The organism is Ramlibacter henchirensis, assembly GCF_004682015.1.
Classification (GTDB): Bacteria; Pseudomonadota; Gammaproteobacteria; order Burkholderiales; family Burkholderiaceae_C; genus Ramlibacter; species Ramlibacter henchirensis.
Genome location: NZ_SMLM01000002.1, coordinates 123,832 through 144,213, shown reverse-complemented (window position 1 = coordinate 144,213; position 20,382 = coordinate 123,832). Strand labels below are relative to the sequence as shown.

21 protein-coding genes are annotated in these 20,382 nt (G+C 69.6%); 6 read left to right on the top strand and 15 right to left on the bottom strand.

Annotated elements, in window-relative coordinates; genetic code table 11:
- Positions 1 to 24: 24 nt before the first annotated feature.
- Genes EZ313_RS13375 through EZ313_RS13360 form a run of 4 tightly spaced genes read right to left on the bottom strand, consistent with a single transcriptional unit; the run spans position 25 to position 2,701 of the window.
- Positions 25 to 816 carry a LytR/AlgR family response regulator transcription factor gene (locus EZ313_RS13375; protein ID WP_135263787.1) on the bottom strand — a complete coding sequence of 264 codons (792 nt, stop codon included), beginning with the start codon at positions 814 to 816 and terminating at the stop codon, positions 25 to 27.
- Entirely contained in the window at positions 813 to 1,934 is a 1,122-nt protein-coding gene (locus tag EZ313_RS13370; protein WP_135263786.1) for a sensor histidine kinase, read from the bottom strand. Before EZ313_RS13370 ends, EZ313_RS13375 begins: the two co-directional genes overlap by 4 nt.
- 31 nt (positions 1,935 to 1,965) lie before the next feature.
- A complete protein-coding gene (locus EZ313_RS13365) occupies positions 1,966 to 2,256 on the bottom strand; it encodes a 2TM domain-containing protein (RefSeq protein WP_135263785.1) in 291 nt (96 codons plus the stop codon).
- A 34-nt stretch (positions 2,257 to 2,290) separates the two neighbouring features.
- Positions 2,291 to 2,701, bottom strand: coding sequence for a DUF2306 domain-containing protein (locus EZ313_RS13360; RefSeq protein WP_135263784.1), 411 nt, complete (start codon positions 2,699 to 2,701; stop codon positions 2,291 to 2,293).
- Between the two features lie 181 nt (positions 2,702 to 2,882).
- On the opposite strand from EZ313_RS13360, the gene EZ313_RS13355 reads away from it, so the two are divergent.
- On the top strand, positions 2,883 to 3,827 hold the full coding sequence (locus tag EZ313_RS13355) for an alpha/beta hydrolase (protein ID WP_135263783.1): 945 nt from the start codon (positions 2,883 to 2,885) through the stop codon (positions 3,825 to 3,827).
- Positions 3,828 to 3,875: 48 nt separating this feature from the next.
- On the opposite strand, the gene EZ313_RS13350 is transcribed toward EZ313_RS13355, so the two are convergent.
- Positions 3,876 to 4,421 (bottom strand): hypothetical protein, encoded by a 546-nt coding sequence (locus EZ313_RS13350; RefSeq protein ID WP_135263782.1) that lies wholly within the window; start codon positions 4,419 to 4,421, stop codon positions 3,876 to 3,878.
- Between the two features lie 188 nt (positions 4,422 to 4,609).
- On the opposite strand from EZ313_RS13350, the gene EZ313_RS13345 reads away from it, so the two are divergent.
- Positions 4,610 to 5,434 (top strand): undecaprenyl-diphosphate phosphatase, encoded by an 825-nt coding sequence (locus EZ313_RS13345; RefSeq protein ID WP_135263781.1) that lies wholly within the window; start codon positions 4,610 to 4,612, stop codon positions 5,432 to 5,434.
- A gap of 332 nt (positions 5,435 to 5,766) precedes the next feature.
- Here EZ313_RS13345 and EZ313_RS13340 read toward each other — a convergent pair whose 3' ends face one another.
- The 4 genes from EZ313_RS13340 to mutS all read right to left on the bottom strand — a co-directional run bounded on the left by EZ313_RS13340 (position 5,767) and on the right by mutS (position 10,844).
- A complete protein-coding gene (locus EZ313_RS13340) occupies positions 5,767 to 6,519 on the bottom strand; it encodes a lipase family alpha/beta hydrolase (protein ID WP_135263780.1) in 753 nt (250 codons plus the stop codon).
- A gap of 93 nt (positions 6,520 to 6,612) precedes the next feature.
- Complete coding sequence (locus EZ313_RS13335; RefSeq protein ID WP_135263779.1) at positions 6,613 to 7,422, bottom strand: alpha/beta fold hydrolase; 810 nt, start codon at positions 7,420 to 7,422, stop codon at positions 6,613 to 6,615.
- Positions 7,423 to 7,425: 3 nt separating this feature from the next.
- Complete coding sequence (locus EZ313_RS13330; RefSeq protein WP_135263778.1) at positions 7,426 to 8,253, bottom strand: proteasome-type protease; 828 nt, start codon at positions 8,251 to 8,253, stop codon at positions 7,426 to 7,428.
- Positions 8,250 to 10,844: a DNA mismatch repair protein MutS gene (gene mutS, locus EZ313_RS13325; RefSeq protein ID WP_135264649.1), complete on the bottom strand. Its 2,595-nt coding sequence runs from the start codon at positions 10,842 to 10,844 to the stop codon at positions 8,250 to 8,252. Before mutS ends, EZ313_RS13330 begins: the two co-directional genes overlap by 4 nt.
- Positions 10,845 to 11,026: 182 nt before the next feature.
- Here mutS and EZ313_RS13320 point away from each other — a divergent pair, with 182 nt between their 5' ends.
- Positions 11,027 to 11,539 (top strand): GAF domain-containing protein, encoded by a 513-nt coding sequence (locus EZ313_RS13320; protein WP_167772577.1) that lies wholly within the window; start codon positions 11,027 to 11,029, stop codon positions 11,537 to 11,539.
- 36 nt (positions 11,540 to 11,575) lie between these two features.
- Here the strand turns inward: EZ313_RS13320 and EZ313_RS13315 are convergent, their stop codons facing one another.
- Entirely contained in the window at positions 11,576 to 13,030 is a 1,455-nt protein-coding gene (locus EZ313_RS13315; RefSeq protein ID WP_135263776.1) for a WD40/YVTN/BNR-like repeat-containing protein, read from the bottom strand.
- 303 nt (positions 13,031 to 13,333) lie between these two features.
- Here EZ313_RS13315 and EZ313_RS13310 point away from each other — a divergent pair, with 303 nt between their 5' ends.
- Positions 13,334 to 13,636 carry a hypothetical protein gene (locus tag EZ313_RS13310; protein ID WP_135263775.1) on the top strand — a complete coding sequence of 101 codons (303 nt, stop codon included), beginning with the start codon at positions 13,334 to 13,336 and terminating at the stop codon, positions 13,634 to 13,636.
- Between the two features lie 7 nt (positions 13,637 to 13,643).
- On the opposite strand, the gene EZ313_RS13305 is transcribed toward EZ313_RS13310, so the two are convergent.
- Both EZ313_RS13305 and EZ313_RS13300 read right to left on the bottom strand, forming a co-directional pair.
- The gene (locus EZ313_RS13305) at positions 13,644 to 14,735 is read right to left on the bottom strand and encodes a mechanosensitive ion channel family protein (RefSeq protein WP_135263774.1); all 1,092 of its coding nucleotides are present in this window, start codon (positions 14,733 to 14,735) and stop codon (positions 13,644 to 13,646) included.
- A 1-nt stretch (position 14,736) separates the two neighbouring features.
- The gene (locus EZ313_RS13300; protein WP_135263773.1) at positions 14,737 to 15,651 is read right to left on the bottom strand and encodes an inositol monophosphatase family protein; all 915 of its coding nucleotides are present in this window, start codon (positions 15,649 to 15,651) and stop codon (positions 14,737 to 14,739) included.
- Between the two features lie 131 nt (positions 15,652 to 15,782).
- Between EZ313_RS13300 and EZ313_RS13295 the strand changes: the two genes are divergently transcribed.
- The gene (locus EZ313_RS13295) at positions 15,783 to 16,508 is read left to right on the top strand and encodes an RNA methyltransferase (protein WP_135263772.1); all 726 of its coding nucleotides are present in this window, start codon (positions 15,783 to 15,785) and stop codon (positions 16,506 to 16,508) included.
- Here EZ313_RS13295 and EZ313_RS13290 read toward each other — a convergent pair.
- From EZ313_RS13290 to yjgA, 3 genes are read right to left on the bottom strand one after another with little or no spacing between them, the layout of a single operon-like run.
- Entirely contained in the window at positions 16,505 to 17,773 is a 1,269-nt protein-coding gene (locus EZ313_RS13290) for an amidase (protein WP_240788646.1), read from the bottom strand. The two genes, EZ313_RS13295 and EZ313_RS13290, sit on opposite strands and share 4 nt — an antisense overlap.
- The gene (gene mog, locus EZ313_RS13285) at positions 17,722 to 18,324 is read right to left on the bottom strand and encodes a molybdopterin adenylyltransferase (protein WP_135263771.1); all 603 of its coding nucleotides are present in this window, start codon (positions 18,322 to 18,324) and stop codon (positions 17,722 to 17,724) included. Before mog ends, EZ313_RS13290 begins: the two co-directional genes overlap by 52 nt.
- Positions 18,317 to 18,931 carry a ribosome biogenesis factor YjgA gene (gene yjgA, locus EZ313_RS13280; protein ID WP_135263770.1) on the bottom strand — a complete coding sequence of 205 codons (615 nt, stop codon included), beginning with the start codon at positions 18,929 to 18,931 and terminating at the stop codon, positions 18,317 to 18,319. The genes mog and yjgA overlap by 8 nt, the downstream gene beginning before the upstream one ends.
- A 65-nt stretch (positions 18,932 to 18,996) precedes the next feature.
- Between yjgA and pmbA the strand changes: the two genes are divergently transcribed.
- Positions 18,997 to 20,370 (top strand): metalloprotease PmbA, encoded by a 1,374-nt coding sequence (gene pmbA, locus EZ313_RS13275; RefSeq protein ID WP_135263769.1) that lies wholly within the window; start codon positions 18,997 to 18,999, stop codon positions 20,368 to 20,370.
- The last annotated feature ends 12 nt before the right edge of the window (positions 20,371 to 20,382 follow it).

Sequence of the window (20,382 nt, the reverse complement as noted above, 5' to 3'; positions counted from 1 at the left end):
GGGGTGAGCGGCGCTGCCCGCCGCTCACATCGCCTTGAACAGATGCGCGTACAGCCGGCTCACCGGCAGCTTCTCCCGCCGGCCGCGCAGCGTGAGGTGCAGCTTGCCCGCCTCATCGCGGGTGACCGATTCGATCGCCGAAGCCCGCACCACGGTGCCGCGGTGCACTTGCCAGAACTCGTGGGGATCGAGCTGCGGCAGCAGGTCCTTCAGCGGCGTGCGGATGAGGTATTCCTGGGCCGCGGTCAGCACCCGCACGTACTTGTCGGCGGCCTCGAAGACGATCACCTCGCTCACCGGAACCATGCGGATGCCCTGTCCGACGCCGGCCTGGATCACCTTCAGCGGAGCAGCGGGCGTGGGCGGCGCGGTGAGCAGGTGCCGCAAGCGCTCCACGGCCGCGTCCAGGCCCTGGTCGTCACCCTGCCGGCGCGCGAGCTGATCCTTCAGTCGCGCCACCGTGCGGGCGAGACGCTCCGGTTGCACCGGCTTGAGCACGTAGTCGACCGCCTGCGCCTCGAAGGCCTGCACCGCGTACTGGTCGTAGGCGGTGACGAACACCAGCGCCGGGAAGGCCTCGCCGGCGGGCCAGTCGTCCGCGAGCTGCGCGGCGGCTTCGAGCCCGCCCATGCCCGGCATGCGGATGTCGAAGAACAGCACGTCGGGTTTTCGTCCGAGGGCCTCGCGCACGGCCGATACGCCGTCGCCGACGGTCGCGACAACCTGGAGCTGCGGCCAGGCGCGCGAGAGTTCGGACTGCAACGCCTGCGCCAGCAGCGGTTCGTCTTCGGCGATGACGGCGGTGGGGGAAGTCATTGGGTGCGAAGAGGCAGCCGGATGGTGACCTGGGCCCCGTGCGTGTCCCCACCCCAGCCTTCCCCCGGTGCGGAAGGGAGCGGGTCGAGGGAGAGGCGCGCCGCGGGGCCGTACAGGGTAGTGAGCCGCTCTCGCACCTGCGTGAGTCCGAAGCCATGGCCTTGCGCCACCGGGCCGGACAGGCCCACGCCCGTGTCGCTGACCACGACCACCAGTTCGCCGCCGTCGGAACGCGCCTGCACCGTGAGCCGGCCGCCTTCGACCTTCGGCTCCAGTCCGTGCTGGATCGCGTTCTCCACCAGCGGCTGCAGCAGCAGCGTGGGCACCGGGTGCTGCGCAAGCTCCTGCGGCAGATCGAGCTCGTACGACAGACGCGGACCCATGCGGATGGCCATCAGCTCCAGGTAGTCGCGCACGCGGTCGAACTCCACCTGCAGCGGATGCGTGGTGGCACGCGAGGCGTCCAGCGTGGCGCGCAGGTACGCGATCATGTGGTCCAGCATGCGCTGCGCGCGCGGCGGGTCGACCGCGATCAGCGCGCGCAGGTTGGCCAGCGTGTTGAACAGCATGTGTGGTTCGAGCTGCGTCTCCAGCAGCTTCAGGCGCGCCTCGTCGGCGTGGCGGCGCGCTTCGGCCATCTGTCGTTCGAGGTAGTGGCCGCGGCTGACGCTGTAGAAGTAGTAGCTGGCGACGATGCCCGCCATCGTGGTGATGAGCAGCGCCGAGCGGCGGTCGGTCGCGCTGTGCACCGGTGCGACTTCGCCGTACCAGCCGAAGGTGCGGCACAGCGCATCGCCGAGCGACGTGCCGCCCAGATAGCCCGCCGCGATCCCCGCCAGCACCAGCACCAAGCCGGGCAGCCGGTCGGGCCAGCCGGTCTCGCGAGAGGAGGGAAAGAAGTGCCTTCCCAGGTCCACCACCGCCCAGCTGAAGCTGCCGATCGAGACCGAGAACGCCAGGTTCGGCAGGAAGGGCTTGTTCGGCTCGAAGGCGTACTGCAGCACCGCGATGGCGATGCAGAACAGCCAGGTCTGCAGCAGGTGCCGCAGCTTCGCCCGCGGATCGATGCGGACGACCGGGAACAGCGGCAGCGGGCGGTCGGCGGGCGGGGCGGACATCAGCGGGTCATTCTAGGCAGGGCTCAGGCACTCACCACGGGTCGCGCTGCATCGACAGGCGCTCGCGCTCCTGCTGCACCAGGCGCTCGTAGACGCCGCGTCCGTCCGTAAGGAAGAACACGACCAGGCCGTGGATGACCACGCCCGCGCCCCAACCCAGCGCCGGGTACACGGCCCATCCCTTGCCGCCCATCGCGGACAGCAGGCCCAGTGCCGTGGTGATCACCACGTACACGCCGGCGTGGATGTACCAGCCGAGGCGGGCGCCCGCGCTGCGGCGCGCCATGCGTTCGATGTCGCGATCGCTCAGTCTCTTTTCCATGATGTGCTCCTTTGGACGGGGGTGGAGAAAGGGTTCAGATCAGGCCGACGCTGCTCCAGACCAGCTGGCCCAGGTAGCGGTTGGGAAGCAGGGTGAACGCGCCGGCTACGACGCACGCACCGAAGTACAGGTTGCGCATCACCATCCGGTGGCCGGCGATGTTGCCGTGGGCCAGCTTGTAGAAGGCGCCGAACAGGCTGATCAGCGTCACCGGCACCAGCAGGTGGATCGGCGTGTAGCCGGCGATGTTGGGCAGCTCGAAGTCGCGGATGAACAGCGCCGAGATCGCGGTGACCAGCATCAGCGTGACCCAGGCGTAGCCGAAGGCGCGGTGCAGCCGGGGCCTCTGCGCGCCCGCGCGGCGGGCCCACAGCGCGACGGGTCCGGTGGCGACCGCCAGCAGCGCGGACGTCATGTGGACGGCGATGAGGGGGGTGAGTTCCATGGCGGGGCTCCTGGTCGTCTGTCGATGGCTGCAATGTGCTCGCAGGCCCGCCCGGTTTCGAGGCCCGCGCGACGAACCGCCGCAGGCCCGCGACGAAACGCCGCCGGCCGGGAGTCAATTGCGGCCGGTGCAGGGGCCTGTGTCAGACTGCGGCGCTCAACCGCCCGCCCAGGAGAGTTCGATGCTGCACCCCCAGGCCCAGGCGCTGCTGCGCCTGATCGAGGAAAAGGGCATCCCGCCCACCCACACGCTCACCCCGGAGAAGGCGCGCGAGTACTACCTCGTGCGCCGCGCCGTGACCCAGCCCGACCCGCCCGAGGTGGCGCTGGCTCGCGACCTGGCCGCGCCGGGCGCGGCCGGCGACATCCCGCTGCGGCTCTACAGGCCGCTGGGCGCCGCGCCGTCGAAGGTGCTGCCGGTGCTGGTGTACTACCACGGCGGCGGCTGGGTGATCGGCAACCGCGACTCGCATGACGTGCTGTGCCGGCAGCTGGCCAATGGATCGGGCTGCGCGGTCGTGTCGGTCGACTACCGCATGGGCCCGGAGAACCGTTTTCCGGCGGCGGTGGACGATTCGATCGCAGCGACGCGCTGGGTGCACGAGCACGCCGCGGAGCTGAAGCTCGATCCCGCCCGACTGGCCGTCGGCGGCGACAGCGCGGGCGGCAACCTGGCGGCCGTCGTCGCGCTGGACGCACGCGACCGCGGCGGCTTGCCCATCGTGTTCCAGCTCCTGATCTACCCGGCGACCGACCAGCGCCGCGGCTGGCCTTCGCATCAGACGAACGGACAGGGCTACCTGCTCACGCGGGACACGATCACGTACTTCCACGACCACTACATCGACGATCCGAAGAAGGACCTGGACTGGCGCGCGTCACCGCTGCTGCATGCGGACCATTCGCGGCTGCCGCCCGCCTTCGTGCTGATCGCGGGCTACGACCCGCTGCGCGATGAAGGCCTGGCCTACGCGCAGAAGCTCACCGAGGCGGGCAACCGGTCGGCGCTGGTCAACTTCGAGCGGCAGATCCACGGCTTCATCACCATGGGCCGCGTCATCGACGAGGCCCATGTCGCCGTGCAGTTGTGCGCGGCGCAGCTGCGCGAGGCACTGCGCCCGGAGTGAGCGGACGATTTGGCAAGCTGACGGGCTGGCGCCCGTCAGCCCTCGGACTCAGGGATTGTCCGCGTCAGCGTCGCGCGGCAGGTTGCGCGAAGCCAACGTCCGCGCACGGTCCCACGCGTCGCGCGAGGCGGGCCGGGCGTGCTCCCACTCCAGCCGCGATTCGCCGCGGTAACCGCTCCAGCCGGTGGAGAGGTCGCTCTCCAGTTCGTCGAAATGGCGGTCCGGGTAGCGGTTGTACGTCTCCACGCCGTAACGGTACGCCGGGCTGTAGTCCTGGTCGTAGGTGAAGCCGCCGTCGATGTACTTGCGGTCGCTCCAGTTCTTGCGCCAGAACTCGTCTTCCATCTTCGGGTCGACGGCGTCGGCCACCAGGGCACCGGCCATGCCGCCCGCCGCCGCACCGATGGCGCCGCCCACGGCCGCACCGATCGGTCCGGCCACGCTGCCGACCGCGGCACCGGCCGCGACCGCGCCGGCCAGGCCGCCGGCTGCCGTGCCCACCGGGTGCGGCCCCAGGGCCATCTTGTCGCTGTCGTGATCACCGCCTTCGAGCGAGGTGGGCGTGCCGTGGTCCGCGGGTTTGTCTCGTCCCATGTTCGGCTCCTTGGAAGATGAAGGTGATTCCATTTGAGCCTGTGCTTGCCAACCCGGCATTAGGTGGACCGCGCCTCGGCGCGTAGGCGCGGTCCGATGCATCTTCTCGTGAGCCGATCGGGCCATCGGCTCGAAAACCACTGCTGAGCAATCGATAATCCGCGTTTGAAGTACGAGGGGAATTTCGAGTGGAAGCAGTCCTGCTGGCCAAGGCCGCGATCATGGGTGTGGTGGAGGGGCTCACCGAGTTCCTGCCGATCTCCAGCACCGGCCACCTGATCCTGGCGGGCGCGCTGCTCGGTTTCGACGACGAGAAGGCCAAGGTCTTCGACATCGCGATCCAGACCGGCGCCATCCTTGCGGTCATCATCGTCTACTGGCAGAAGATCAGCACGACGGTGGCGGCGCTGCCCACCCAGGACCAGGCGCGGCGCTTCTCGCTGAACGTGTTGATCGCCTTCGTGCCGGCCGTGCTGCTGGGCCTGGTGCTCGGCAAGGCGATCAAGGAAAACCTGTTCACGCCCGCGGTGGTCGCCAGCACCTTCATCCTGGGCGGGCTGGTGATCCTGTGGGCCGAGCGCCGCCAGCAGGCTTCCGTGCGCATCGCGGACGTCGACCAGATGAGCGCACTGGACGCCATCAAGGTCGGCCTGGTGCAGTGCGTGGCCATGATCCCGGGCACCAGCCGCAGCGGCGCCACCATCATCGGCGGCATGCTGCTGGGCTTGTCGCGCAAGGCGGCGACGGACTTCTCGTTCTATCTCGCCATCCCCACGCTCATCGGCGCGGGCGCGTACAGCCTCTACAAGGACCGCGGCCTGCTCTCGGCGCAGGACCTGCCGATGTTCAGCGTCGGGCTGGTGTTCTCTTTCGTGAGCGCCTGGGCGTGCGTGCGCTGGCTCCTGCGCTACATCTCCAGCCACAGCTTCACGCCCTTCGCCTGGTACCGCATCGCCTTCGGCATCGTGGTGCTGCTGACCTCGGGCATGGGCTGGGTCGAGTGGCATGCGTGACTCTGCGGTCAACCCGACCGTGCGCGTTCAGTCCTACTTGCGCCGCCGGGGAGCGTCCGACAAGGCTGCTGTCGGGCAGCCATCATCATGGCGGCCAGAGGCTGCCCCATGCCGGCGGCCGGCAGGGTAGCCAGATGGATCAGCAGGAAAGAGGCCCCGACTCGTCGCAGGGCGACGAGAAGGAGCCAGGTCAGCGAGAGGCGGATGCAGGCGACAGCACCTGGGGCCTGGGCTCCGCGAGCGCGCTGGAGAACCTTCGCCGCCACGGCTTCCGTGCCCGGCGCAGCAAGTCGCCGGACCCTGAGGAAAAGCCGCGGTCGGACTGAGAGGATTCAAGCCAGCCGCTTGCGCCTCCACGGCCGCCACTGCCCCTCGGGCTGCGCGAGGCGATCCGCGACGATCCGCAGCACCTCCGGGTGCGTCGCCATTCCCAGGTGGCTCGCCTCCACCTCCACGCTCTCCGACAGCGCCGACTTGCGCTCGATGCAGCCGCGCCAGCACACCACGCCGTCGGTCTTGCTGTAGACCGAGGTGGTGGGCACGGGCGGACATTCGCGCAGCCTCGCGTCCAGGGCCGGGGTGAGCTGCGCCACGTCGCCATGCAGGAATTTGTAGAGCGTCTCCGCATGCGTGCTGCCGCGCAGTGACGCGAACGGCGTGCCGAGCGTGATGACCTGCCGCACGCTTTCGGGGCAGCGCTTGGCCAGTTCGCGGGCGTAGATGCCGCCCAGGCTCCAGCCGACCAGGCTCACCTTGCGGCCGCTCTGCGCATGCCAGCGGCGCACGTCGGCTTCCAGCCCGTCCAGCCAGTCGTCGAAGTCGCCCTCCGGTCCGGTGTTCACGCCACGTCCCCAGCAATGTGCGGTGAAGCCGCAGCCGGACAGGAAACTGCGCAGGTGCGAGGTGGTGAACGGCGCGCCGCCCAGCCCGGGGAAGACGACGACGGGATGCCCGTCACCAATCTGCTGCGCGGGAGCGAAAGCAAGTCTGGAGGCCGCGAAGTCGAACATGGCGCGCAGCGGTTCCATGGCGAGCAGCGCGAGGGGAGGGGCCTGGTGCGCAGTGCGCAGCGAAACTGTTGGCATGCCTCCACTGTGAAGCCTCGAACCCATCGGGGCCTGTGGGGCCCTGCGGCACGCGCTTGTAGGACGCAGGCGACCTTGCGATGCGAGCCCTCTTTAGGGAGAACTCTCCAAAGAACGCAGCGAGGCCTCGATGGCCGCCGCCGTGGCGAGCGGCTTCTCCATCGGGAACAGGTGGCTGCCGTCCAGCATCGTCATCCGGCCCTGCGTGACCTGCGTGGTCATCGCCAGCCCGACCTGCCGCAGCTCCTGCGACTGCAGCCCGCCGATGAAGGCGGCGGGGCAGCGCAGCGGATGACGCCTGAGCACGCCTTCCAGGTGGTGCGGCAGCGTGTTGTAGATGGCCGTCTCGATGTCGCGGTCGAAGCCGAGGACGCGCTCGCCGTCCTGCTCGTGCGTGCAGTGGTGCACGTAGTCGTGCAGCACCTGCTCGTCCCAGCGGGCGAAGGCCTTCTTGTGGCGGAAGTGCTCGAGCGCGTCTTCGGCGCTCGGCCAGCGGTTGCGGCGCTTGCGGCTGATGCGGCCGGGCGAGATCGAGCCCACCAGCTGCGTCGACTTGGCCGCGCCCAGCGCCTTGGCCTTCCAGCCGCCGATCGCCGGCGAATCCAGCAGGAGCACGCCGCGCGCGAGCTGGGGATGCCGGGCCGCGCACATCAGGCTCAGGATGCCGCCCAGCGAGTGGCCGACCAGGAAGGCCGGTTCGCCCGCCTTCGCCACCTCGCGCTCGGCGAAGTCGTGCAGCTGCTGCACCAGGTGCGGCCAGTTGTCGGTGACCGGGTAGCGTTCGTCATGGCCGAACTTATCGACGGCCCTGACGGTGAATCCGCGCGAGCGAAGCTGCCTGAAGAGGACGCCGTACGTCGCGGCGGGAAAGCTGTTGGCGTGGGAGAAGACGACGAGGGCCAAGACTCAGATCAGTTTCTCTTCGGGCCGCGTGATCTTCTTCAGCGGCTTGTTCTGCGAATCCGCCACCTTCAGCGGCGTATCGGTGTGCGCATCGTCCCAGACCGGGTCCTCCAGGCTGTCGAACACCTCGCGCAGCTTCTGGCCCCAGCTGGAGTGCAGCATCCGGTAGTACGGGTTGGACATGTCGATGCACACCAGCCTGTCGGTCTGGTAGCGGTTGGCTTCGTAGACCACCAGGTCCAGCGGCGGCCCGACGGACAGGTTGGACTTCATGGTGGAGTCCATCGACACCAGCGCGCACTTGGCCGCCTCGTCCAGCGGCGTGTCGGGCGTGAGCACGCGGTCGAGCACCGGCTTGCCGTACTTGGATTCGCCGATCTGGAAGTACGGCGTCTCCGGCGTGGCCTCGATGAAGTTGCCCGCCGAATACACCGAGAAGAGGCGCATGCCCTCGCCCTTGATCTGGCCGCCGAAGATCATCGAGATGTTGAACTCAACGCCGGCGTGCTTGAGCGCCGCGGCGTCGCGGTCGTACACGCGGCGCACCGCCTGGCCCAGCACGCGGGCGGCGTCGAACATGCTGCGGGCGTTCCAGATCGTGATCGGCTCGCCGCCTTCCGGGTCCTTGAGCTGCTCGACCTGCAGGATCTCGCGCACCGACTGCGAGATCGACAGGTTGCCTGCCGTCAGCAGCACCATGAAGCGGTCGTTGGCCCGCTCGTACACGATCATCTTGCGGAAGGTGCTGATGTGGTCCACGCCCGCGTTGGTGCGCGAGTCGGACAGGAACACCAGTCCCGCATTGAGTTTGATGCCGACGCAGTAGGTCATTTCGAGTCCAGTTTCTTCCGCAGCGCGTAGAGCGCGTCCAGCGCTTCCCGCGGGCTCATGGTATCCGGGTCCAGCGACGACAGCGCGGCCTCGACGGGGCTCGGGCCCTGCCGCACCGGCTCCGGCGGCGGCGCGAACAGGTCGACCTGCTCGCGCGCAGCCTCCTGCTGCTGCTCCAGCGCGGCGAGGGCATGGCGCGCGTGATTGACCACCGCCGCAGGCATCCCCGCCAGGCGCGCCACCTGGATGCCGTAGCTGCGGCTGGCGGGCCCGGGCTGGATCTCGTGCAGGAACACGATGTCGCTGCCCGACTCGGTGGCGCTGACGTGCACGTTCACCGCGCAGTGGTGCTTCGCGGAGAACTCGGTCAGCTCGAAATAGTGCGTCGCGAAGAGCGTGAAGGCCTGCGTCTTGTCGTGCAGGTGGGCCGCGATGCCCGAGGCCAGCGCCAGGCCGTCGAAGGTCGACGTGCCGCGGCCGATCTCGTCCATCAGCACCAGGCTCTGCGGGCTGGCCGAATGCAGGATCTGCGCTGCTTCGGTCATCTCCAGCATGAAGGTGGATTGGGCGTTGGCCAGGTCGTCGGCCGCGCCGATGCGGGTGTGGATCGCGTCCATCGGCCCGAGGCGGCACGCCGATGCGGGCACGTACGAGCCCATCGCGGCCAGCAGGCAGATCAGCGCGACCTGCCGCATGTAGGTGCTCTTGCCGCCCATGTTGGGGCCGGTGATCACCTGCATGCGCTGCTTGGGCCCGAGCCGCGTGTCGTTGGCGATGAACGCGCCGCCGGAAGTTTCTGCCAGGCGCGCCTCCACCACCGGATGGCGGCCACGGGTGATCTCGATGCCCGGCTCCTTCATGAACTGCGGTCGGCACCAGCCCAGAGTCAACGAGCGTTCGGCCAGCGCGCACAGCGCATCCACCGACGCCAGCGCGCGAGCGAGGCGGCTGAGCGCCGGGATATGCGGTTGCAAGGCGTCGAGCAGTTGCTCGTAGAGAAACTTCTCGCGGGCGAGCGCGCGTTCCTGCGCCGACAGCGCCTTGTCCTCGAAGGTCTTGAGCTCCGGCGTGATGAAGCGCTCGGCGTTCTTCAGCGTCTGGCGCCGGCGGTAGTCGGCGGGCACCTTGTCCAGCTGGCCCTGGCTCACCTCGATGTAGAAGCCGTGCACGCGGTTGAACTGCACCTTGAGGTTGGCGATGCCGCTGCGTTCGCGCTCGCGGCGCTCGAGTTCGAGCAGGAAGCCGTCGGCGTTCTCCTGGATGGCGCGCAGCTCGTCGAGGTCTGCGTCGTGACCGGTGGCGATCACGCCGCCGTCGCGCACCAGCGCGGCGGGCTCTTCCATGATCGCGGCCTGCAGCAGTTGCGCGCAGCCGGGCGGCGGCACGAGGTCATTGCGCAGGCGCGCCAGCAGCTCGGTGCCGCCTTCGAGGGCCCCGGCGAGTTGCCGTGCTTTTTCGAGCGACTGTCGCAGGCCGACCAGCTCGCGGGGCCGGACCTGGCGCAGCGCGATCCGGGCGGTGATGCGCTCGACGTCGCTGGTGCCTTTGAGCTCAGTGCGCAGCCGCTGCCAGGCGCCGCCGCGCAGCAGGTCGAGCGCATCGAGCCGCTCCTGCGCCTGCGTGCGGTCGCGGCGCGGCTCCAGCAGCCAGCACTTGAGCAGGCGGCTGCCCATGCCGGTCATGCAGGTGTCCAGCAGCGAGAAGAGCGTGGGCGAGTCCTCGCCGCGCAGCGTCTGCACCAGCTCCAGGTTTCGGCGCGTGGTGATCGGCAGGTCGATCAGCTCGTCGTCGCGCTGCACCTGCAGGCTTTGCACGTGCGACAGCGCGCGCCCTTGCGTGTGCTCGGCGTAGCTGAGCAGGGCGGCGGCGGCGGCGTGCGCGTGCGTGAGTTCGTCCGCGCCCCAAGCAGCCAGCGTTGCCGCATTCAGTTGTTCCAGCAGCTTGCGCAGGCCCAGCCCGGCTTCGAACTGGAATGCTGGGCGCTCGGTCAGGGAGACGCCGGTCGAAAAGCGCAGCGCGTTGAGGCGCTGCGTGAAGGCGGGCGTGACATCGGCGCTGAACAGCAGCTCGCTGGGGGCTATTCGCGCCACCCAGGTCTCGACCTCGTCGCCGGCGCATTCGGCCAGCTGCAATGCGCCTTGCGTCACCGACAACCAGGCGAGCCCGCACCGGTGGCGCGAGCCCTGGTGCACGGCCAGCAGCACGGCCTCCGACTTGTCCGAGAGCAGCTCGGTGTCGGTCAGCGTGCCGGGCGTGACCACGCGCACGACCTTGCGCTCCACCGGCCCCTTGCTCGCGCCGACGTCGCCCACCTGTTCGCAGATGGCCACCGACTCGCCGAGCTTGATCAGTCGCGCGAGGTAGCCCTCGACCGAATGGAAAGGCACGCCGGCCATCGCCACCGGCTGGCCGGCCGACATGCCGCGGCGCGTGAGGGTGATGTCCAGCAGCCGCGCCGCCTTTTCCGCATCGGCGAAGAAGAGTTCGTAGAAATCGCCCATCCGGTAGAAGACCAGCGTCTTCGGATGCTGGGCCTTGATGGCGAGGTACTGGGCCATCATGGGCGTGTGCCCGTCGGCCTTGATGGCCATCTCTTCCGTGCTCAGGGGACTCTCCTCCGTGCTGCGCGGCATCGCCGCGTGCCCGAAACGCGACGGGTGCGGTCCCCGTCGGTTTCCTTGCTGTCTGGGTCCCGATTATCCGGCCTCACGAAGAGCCTCCGCCCGGGCGCCTGTAGACTGAGCGGATGAATCCGGAGCTGGACGAGAACCCCATGCATGAGCTTGTGGCACGGGCCAGGAGCCGTGTATCGGAGCTCCTGGCACGCGGTTCTTCGCTGCGCGAAGCGCTGTCGCAGCTGACGTCGGCCGTCGAGCAGTTCGCGGGCGGCCGCACCGTGGCTTCGATCCTGGTGCTCGACCGCGAAGGCCTGCTGCGCAACGGCGCTTCGCCGAACCTGCCCGCCGACTACCTGGACCGCATCGACCGCCTGCGTCCCCATCCCGGCCTGGGCACTTGCGCGTCGGCCGCCGCGACGGGCGAGATCACCATCACGCCGAGTTTCCAGGAAGACAGCAAGTGGGCCGAACTGCGGCACCTGCCGCTGTCGATCGGTTTCCGCAGCGCGTGGAGCATGCCGATCAAGAGCAGCGAAGGCTCGGTGCTCGGCACCTTCGGCACCTACTTCCGCGAAACGCGCCAGCCCACCGGGCCGGAGAGGCGGCTGGTCGCGGAACTGGCCCCGCTGGCGGCGCAGGTCATCGAGACCTGCGCTCGCGGCCGCTGAGGCCGGCGCACCGGCGCGGCGCGCCCGGTGGCCCGGTCACCTCACGGTGAAGTTTCCGCTCGACGAGCGCACGCTCCAGCGCGCAGCCGCGTCGGACGATCCCTCGAACACCAGTTCCACCGAGGAGCCCTGTCCGCCGCCCAGGCTTCCGGCCCCGTAGCTCGTCCGGTTGCCGACCGAGGTGTAGAGCTGGCCGGTGGCGCCCGTGAACGTGCCGGCGGCGACGGTCATCGCATTGCCGTCATCCGACAGCGCCACGGCGCGCCAGTTGGTGTCCGCCCCGGGCATCTGCAGTGCGGCGAACGTCTGGCCGCCGTCGCGCGAGACCTGCACGCTGCCCGCGGCGGCTCCGCCCGCCGAAGCGTTGGTGATCGTCGCGGCGATCACGCTGCCGTCGCCGTTGATCGACAGGGCCGTGTAGTCGCCGGCCGGGGTGTTCGCCCGCGTCCAGGTCAGGCCCTGGTCGCGCGAGAGGTACAGGCCGGAGTTGAACCGGCCCGCCAGCGCCATCACGCGGCCGTCGGGGGAGATGGCGGTCCGGTACCAGGAGTCGTTGAGGATCGTGCCGTTCACCACCACGGGCCGGGCCACCCAGCCGGCGGCGAGGTCGGTGGAGACGTAGACGTCGCCGTCCTGCGACGCCGCGAGCGCCACGCCGGTCTGCGACAGCGCGACGCCGCGCCAGCCTCGCGCAAGCGGTTGGCCGGTGCTTTGCAGGACGGTCGGCAGCCACGTGGCCGTCGCCGAGAGGCGGTGGTAGATCGGCGCGTTCAGCATCGCGACGATGGCGCGGCCGTTGTCGATCGCCGAGACGGATTCCCAATCGCGCCCGGCGAAGGAGACGCCCGGGATCCCCGACTGCACGGCGGTCCATCCGTTCGGACCCGTCTCGTAGAGCCCGCCGCCGAAGCCGGCCGCAAGCACGTTGACGTTCACGAGTCCATTGGCATCGCCCGCAGCGGGCGAGTGGTAGACGCTGGCCGACACCCAGTTCTCGACGGGGCTGTTCATCGGATCCCAGGTCTGCCCGGCGTCGCGCGACAGGTGGATCTGTCCGGGGTTGTCCATGGCCACCAGCACGCGGCCGAGCCGGTCGGAGGCCACCCAGTGCCACTGCATGGGCCCGAGCCGCGCCGTCCAGCTTTGCCCCGGCGGCGGGTTGCCCGCGAGGTTGCGCGTGTCGATCACGATGGGGGTCTCGGAGAGGTTGGCGGCACCCCGCGGAGCCCAGCCGGTGGTCAGCCGCCATGGCGCGGCGCCGATGCCGGTCACGCGGACGGTGTTGCCGGGCTGCGCGTTGGGCATGGCCAGCGAGATGTCGACCGCTCCGCCGCCGTTCGCGACGACCTCGTAAGTCTTGTTCGGCTCGGCGGTGATGCTCGAGCTGAGCTGCACGGCGGTGGCGCCCGATCCGGACGCCGGCGCGGCCGCGGCAGGGGGTCCGCCGTCTCCGCCACCGCCGCCGCACGCAGCCAGGAACAGGGTCGCCACCGTGGCGAGCACCGCTGACCTTGGCCGCGATGCGTGGATTCTTTCGATCACTAATCAGTCCTCCCGGCGCAACTGCACGCCGCGCTCGGGATGCTCGGCGGTATGAGGGGGTGCGGCCTTGCTCGGCAGGCGCTACGACGCGTAGGCTCGCGCGCCCTCTGTTCGTCGGACCACATTGATCCGCGAGGTAACCGGGTGTTTGCCACGAACCCACATGCGGCGTCGTGCGCGTCCTACAGGTGCGCCGCCGGCCGCTTGCCAGCATGATTCATCCATACGGAAGCCGCAGGGAGGGCGTTCCAGATGCCGGCCAGGAGATCCGAATTCGTGGTGGTGCCGCAGCACCAGCTGGGCTACCTCAAGGTGGTCTGCTCGGCGGCGAGCCGCGCCGCCGCCAAGGCGCAGCAATCCGCCACCGCGGCGCGCGCCGAACTCGCCGACGCCGTGGCCACCGGCGTCAAGCCGGCCCAGCTGCAGCACGTGTGGCGGCTGCACCGCGAGGCGGTGCAGAAGATGAACATCGTGCTGTTCTTCGGCCAGCTGTACGTGTCGGCGTTCCGGCGGCATCCGCCGCAAGGGCCGACGATGGCCTGGGACGGGCAGTAGCCTTTTTCTAGGCCTCGGCGGTGCGCGAAGTGCCGCCGGGCGATTCGGCTTCGGCCGGTGCGTTGCGGACCTGAGGCAGGCAATCGGGGTGCTCGCGCGCGATCCACGCGATCAATCCTTCCCGCACCTTGCACCGCAGGTCGAACGCCTTGCCCGAGTCGGCCGCCGACACCAGCACCCGGACCTGCATGGTGCGTTCGGTCGCGTCCGTGACCTGCACCGCGAAGACCCGGCGGTCCCATTCCGCCGACTGCTCCACGAGGCGCTGGGCCTCAGCGCGCAGCCGCTCCATCGGCAGCGCGTAGTCCACGTTCAGGAAGACCGTTCCCAAGAGGTGGGCGTTGGTGCGGGTCCAGTTCTCGAACGGGTTCTCGATGAACCACTGAAGCGGGACGATGAGCCGCCGCTCGTCCCAGATCCTCAGCACCACGTAGCTGCCCGTGATCTCCTCGACGCGTCCCCACTCGCCCTTGACGATCAGCACGTCGTCGAGCCGGATCGGCTGCGCCAGCGCCAGCTGGAGCCCGGCGATCAGGTTGCTGAACACCGGCCGCGCGGCCAGGCCCGCGACGAGGCCGATCACACCGGCCGAAGCGAGCAGGCTCGCGCCGACCTGGCGTGCGCCGGGAAACGTCATGAGCGCCATCGCCGTGCCGGCGATCAGCACGATCACCATCGCCGTGCGCGACAGCACGCGCGCCTGCGTATGGATCCGGCGCGCCTGGATGTTGTCCTCCACGTCCACCGGATGCTGCGCGATCACTCCGTCCGCGAGGCCGCGGATGGCGGCACTCGCCAGCCAGGTCAGGGCAGCGATCAGGAGCAGTCCGTTGAAATGCCTGACGTTGCCGATCAGCGGCAGGTCGTTGGGCGCAAGCTGCCAGACCGCCTGCAGCGCGATCAGCGGCAGCGCCGCGCCCGCGGGCTGCTCCACGCCGACCAGCACCTGGTGCACGATGGGCGCGCCGCGCGTGGCCCGGCGCAGCAGTGCGCCGACGACCCAGTGCACGATGAGCGCGGCCACCACGGCCGCGACGGCCAGCAGGCCGGTGGCGGTCCAGGGATCCTGGCGGAAGAACTCGGCGAGCGGCCCCGTCATCTCACTCGGGGGACCGGTCGTCGGGCGCGTCGCTGGCGTGCGTCGTGGGCGCGGTTTCGGGGGCCACAAGGTTCGCGGCCTGCCGCACCTGCGCCTTTTCTCCCGCCGTGGCGAACTTGCTGTACTTCGAGAGCAGGCCGACCAGCTGGCCGTACACGCGCGGATTGCCCGCCACGCATTCCTTCTGGTCGATGAAGTCGGATTCGCCGGTGAAGTTGCCGATCAGGCCACCCGCTTCGGTGACCAGCAGCGAGCCGGCGGCCACGTCCCAGGGCGAGAGGCCGGTCTCGAAGAAGCCGTCGGTGTAGCCCGCCGCGACGTAGGCGAGGTCCAGCGCCGCCGCGCCGGGACGTCGCAGGCCGGCGGTGCGCTGCATCACCTCGGCCATCATGCGCAGGTAGTTGTTGAAGTTGTCGCCGGGGCGGAACGGGAAGCCGGTGGAGATCAGGCAACGCGACAGCTCGGTGCGCTTGGAGACGCGGATGCGCCGCTCGTTCAGGTACGCGCCGCGGCCGCGCGTGGCGGTGAACAGGTCGTTGCGAGTCGGGTCGTAGATCACGGCCTGCTCGATGCGGTCGCCCACGCGCAGCGCGATGCTGACGCAGTAGACCGGGAATCCGTGGATGAAGTTGGTGGTGCCGTCCAGCGGATCGATGATCCAGACGAATTCGGAGCCCTGGCGGCCATGTTTCTGGCCGGACTCCTCGGCCATGATGGCGTGGTCGGGGTAGGCGGTGAGCAGCGTTTCGATGATCGCGTTCTCGCTCGCGTGGTCGACCTCGGTCACGAAGTCGTTGACCTGTTTCTGCGAGACGCGCACCGCCTCGACGTCGAGGGCGGCGCGGTTGATGATGGCGCCGGCGGCGCGTGCGGCCTTGATGGCCACGTTGAGCATGGGGTGCAGGTTGGACGGCATGGATTGTTAAGGGCCGGACGGATCCAGTGGGTTCCGTGCGCGGCAGGTCAGGAGCAGCACCTTGGGTGCGGGAACGCGCCCGACGATGCGGGCAGCGACAATGCACGCGATTTTACCGGGCCTCGCACCTCTTGAAGACGCGCTTCATCCTGATCCAGACCAGCCACGCGGGCAATGTGGGTGCGGTCGCGCGGGCGATGAAGGTGATGGGCTTCGACGACCTGGTGCTGGTGGCGCCGCGCTGGGCCGACGTGCTGTCGCGTCCCGAAGCCGTCGAGCGCGCCAGCGGCGCCACCGGCGTGCTCGAGAAGGCCCGCGTGGTCGCCACGCTCGACGATGCGCTCGACGGCGTCGACACGCTCTGCGCCACCGCCATGACGCCGCGCGACTTCGGCCCGCCCACGGCGACTCCGCGCGAACACCTGCCGCTGCTGCCGCAGCGCTCGCAGGGAGTCGCGTTCCTCTTCGGTTCCGAGCGTTACGGCATGCGCAACGAGGACGTGTACCGCTGCCACGTCGCGCTGACGATTCCCACCGCGCCCGATTACGGCTCGCTCAATCTCGCCGCGGCGGTGCAGCTGATCGCGTACGAGTGGCGTCAGGCGCTGGGCGGCTTCGGCGTGGCGCCGTCGGCCTCGCAACCGGAGGCGGCCGATGCGCAGGCGCTGGCCGGCATGCTGGAGCACTGGGAGCAGGCGCTGGTGGACATCGGCTTCCTCGACCCCGCCGCGCCGAAGAAGCTGATGCCGCGGCTGAACCGGCTGTTCAACCGCGCGCAGCCGACGCCGGAGGAGATCCACATCCTGCGCGGTGTGGCCAAGGCGATGCAGCAGGTGGCCGCAAAGGCGAAGCCTTAGCCGCGCTGTCGCAGCGCGTTTTGCAGAACACGCCCCGCGCGCAGGCACAGCGCCTCTTCGCGAATCGGCGCGATCACCTGCACGCCCATCGGCAGCCCGTTCACTCCCTGCAGCCCCGGAACATTGAGGCAGGGCACGTGCAGCAGCGTCCACGCGCGATTCCAGGTCGATGCGCCGGTGGAGCCGTAGCCTTGCGGCGGCTCGTCGGGCGCGCCCGGCGTGAGCAGCACGTCGATGCCGTCGAACAGCGTGGACAGGTTCTGCCGTCCTGCGGCCGCGTCGGCCAGGCCGGCCTCGTAGCGCGCGTCGTCCACACGGCGCGCCTGCGTCAGGTAGTCGCGCAGGATCGGCGAGAGCGCATCGGCATGGAATTCGTATTCGTCGGCCAGCGCGCGCGAAGCTTCCCATCCCTGCACCGCATCGTGGGCCTGGAACACGGGCCCGAGCCATTCGGGCAGGTGCACGTCGCGCACGGTCGCGCCGGATTCGCGCAGCGCCGCGGCCGCCGCTTCGAGCGCCTTGCGTCCGCTGGCGGAGAGCGGCTCCCACGGATAAGCCCACGCGATGCCGAACACCGGGGTTCCGCCGCCGCCCGGACGCGACCAGTCCTGCCCGGCGATCGCGCTCGCGCAAGCCGCCATCTCGTCGACGGTTCGCGTGAAAAGGCCCACCGTATCGAGCGACCACGAGAACGGCTTGAGGCCCGGCGTCGGCAGCACGCCGTAGGTCGGCTTGAAACCGACGACGCCGCAGTACGAAGCGGGCCGGATCACCGAGCCGCCGGTCTGCGTGCCCACAGCCAGCGGCACCAGGCCGGCGGCGACCGAAGCGGCCGATCCCGCCGACGATCCGCCCGGCGTGCGGCCCGGCGCATTCGGATTGCGCGTATCCGTCGGATTCAGGAAAGCGAACTCGGTCGTGCTGGTCTTGCCGACCACGACGCCGCCCGCGCGCCGGATCGCCTGCACGATGGCCGCGTCGCTGCGCGGCTGGTGGCCGCTGTACAGGGCGGAGCCGTAGCGGGTGGGCAGCGCCGCCGTGTCGAAGATGTCCTTGACGCCGACCGGCAGGCCTTGCAGAGCGCCGCCGCTGCTCGACGCGCGCTGCAGCTCGCGCGCGGCGCCGGCCTCGTCATGCACCGCCACGAAGGAGCGCAGCTCGCCGTCACGCGCCCCGATGTCCGCGAGCGTGTGCCGCACCCGCTCCTGCGCATTCATGCCGCGCGCGGCGGCCGCACCGCCGACTTCGGCCGGAACGCCTTGCACACCTCGTCGTTCGTCTCGAGGTAGGGCCCGCCGATCAGGTCGATGCAATAGGGCACGGCCGCGAAGATGCCGGGCACCACGGCCTTGCCCGCCTCGTCCTTCAGGCCTTCGAGCGTCTCCTGGATCGACTTGGGCTGGCCCGGAAGGTTGATGACAAGCGCTTCGCCGCGGATCACCGCGACCTGGCGCGAGAGGATGGCCGTCGGCACGAACCTCAGGCTGATCTGCCGCATCTGCTCGCCGAAGCCGGGCATCTCCTTGTCGGCGACCGCCAGCGTGGCTTCGGGCGTGACGTCGCGCCGCGCCGGGCCGGTGCCGCCGGTGGTGAGCACCAGGTGACAGCCGACCTGGTCCACGAGGTCCACCAGGGCGGCGCTGATGCGGTCCTTCTCGTCGGGTATCAGGCGCGGCTCGAAGGTGATCGGGTTCCTGAGCGCGCGCGTGAGCCAGTCGCGCAGCGCGGGCAGGCCCTTGTCTTCATACACGCCGCTGGAGGCGCGGTCGCTCACCGACACGATGCCGATGCGAACGGGGTCGTACGTCTCACTCATGCTGCAGCTGCTCCTTCACCATCTGGAAGATCTCGCGGTACGCGCGCCCGTGGCGCGGCACGAGCCCGCGCGAGATCTCGTCCTGGTTCGGCTGGCGGTCCTTGCGGGCCTGGCGGATCAACGCGCGCAGCTGCTGGCTGTCGGTGCCGGGATGCTGGTCCAGCCACCGCTGCAGGGCGTCGTCCCGCTCGATCAGGTCGTCTCGCCACTGCTCCGCCTCGTGCAGCGCCAGGCTCTCGCGAGCCGATCCCTGGTGCTGGTCGTCGAGCGCGTCCCGCACGGCGGTGAGCGTCTCTTCGTCCAGGCCGCGCATCAGCTTGCCGATGAACTGCATCTGGCGCCGCTTGCCTTCGAAGTTGGTGATCCGGCGCGCTTCCTCGAGCGCGTCGAGCAGCTTGTCGGGCAACTGCAGGCGCTCCACGAGCTCCGCGCGCAGCGTGAGCAGCGATTCGCCGAGCTTCTGCAGCTCCGTGCTCTCACGCTTGAGCTCGGTCTTGCTGTTCTCCTGGAAATGCTTCTGTTCGGCCTTCAGCTGCAGGTCGAGTTCGCTGCCTTCGGCAACGAACTGGCCGCGCACGAAGTAGCCCTTTTTCGGTTTGCGTGACATGGCGGGAAGTGGGCGGCGCGAGGGCCGGTGAGGCCGCGAAGGCCGCAAGTATCATAGCCCCCGCCATGACAGAACCCTCCCGTGCATCGAGCGGCTTTTCGTACAGCCGCGCCACCTTCGAACAACTCGTCGACACCGCGCTGGCCCATGCGAAGAAACTGGGCGCCACGGATGCGGCGGCGGAGGCTTCCGAAGGCTGCGGCCTCTCGGTCTCGGTGCGCAAGGGCGAACTGGAGAACGTCGAGCGCAACCGCGACAAGTCGCTCGGCGTGACCGTCTACATCGGCCAGCGCCGCGGCAACGCCAGCACCTCCGATTTCTCCGGCGCCGCGATCGAGCAGACGGTGCAGGCCGCCTACGACATCGCACGCTTCACGGCCGAAGACCCGGTGGCCGGCCTGCCCGATGCCGGCGACATTGCCGGTCCGCGCGAGCAGCCCGATCTGGACCTGTTCCATCCCTGGAGCATCGACAGCGAGGAAGCCGCCCGCATCGCGCTGCGGTGCGAGGCCGCGGCCTTCGCGACCGACAAGCGCATCACCAACAGCGAGGGCGCCGGTGTTTCGGCGCAGCAGAGCCATTTCTTCAGCGCACACACGCGGGGCTTCCGCGGCGGTTACGCCAGCTCTCGCCATTCGGTCTCGGTTGCGCCGATCGCCGGCAAGGGCGACGACATGCAGCGCGACGCCTGGTATTCGTCGATGCGCGCGCCGGGCGAACTGGCGGATCCGGAAGCCGTCGGGCGCTATGCGGCCGAGCGCGCCCTGGCGCGCCTGAAGTCGCGCAAGATCGCCACGCGCGAATGCCCGGTGCTGTTCGAGTCGCCCCTGGCCGCGGGCCTGCTGGGCGCGTTCGTGCAGGCGGTCAGCGGTGGATCGCTGTACAGGCGCAGCAGCTTCCTGGTCGATTCGCTCGGCAAGCAGGTCTTCGCGCCGCACGTCGACGTGCTGGAGGATCCTCACCAGAAGCGCGGCAAGGGCAGCGCGCCGTTCGACGAGGAAGGCGTGCGCACGGCGCCGCGCAAGGTGGTCGACGGCGGGCGCGTGGAAGGCTATTTCCTCTCCAGCTATTCGGCCCGCAAGCTGGGCATGAAGACCACCGGCAACGCCGGCGGCTCGCACAACCTGTCGCTCGTCTCGCGCCGCACGCAGCCCGGGGACGACCTGGTCGAGATGCTGCGCAAGCTGGGCACCGGCCTCTTCGTCATCGAGCTGATGGGGCAGGGCGTCAACTACGTGACGGGCGACTATTCGCGCGGCGCCAGCGGTTTCTGGGTGGAGAACGGCGAGATCGTGTTCCCGGTGCAGGAGATCACCATCGCCGGGAACCTGAAGGACATGTTCCAGGGCATCGAGGCCGTGGGTTCGGACACGTACAACTACGGCGCGAAGACCGTGGGGTCGGTGCTGGTGAACAGGATGAAGGTGGCGGGGTCGTGACCGCCTTTGGCC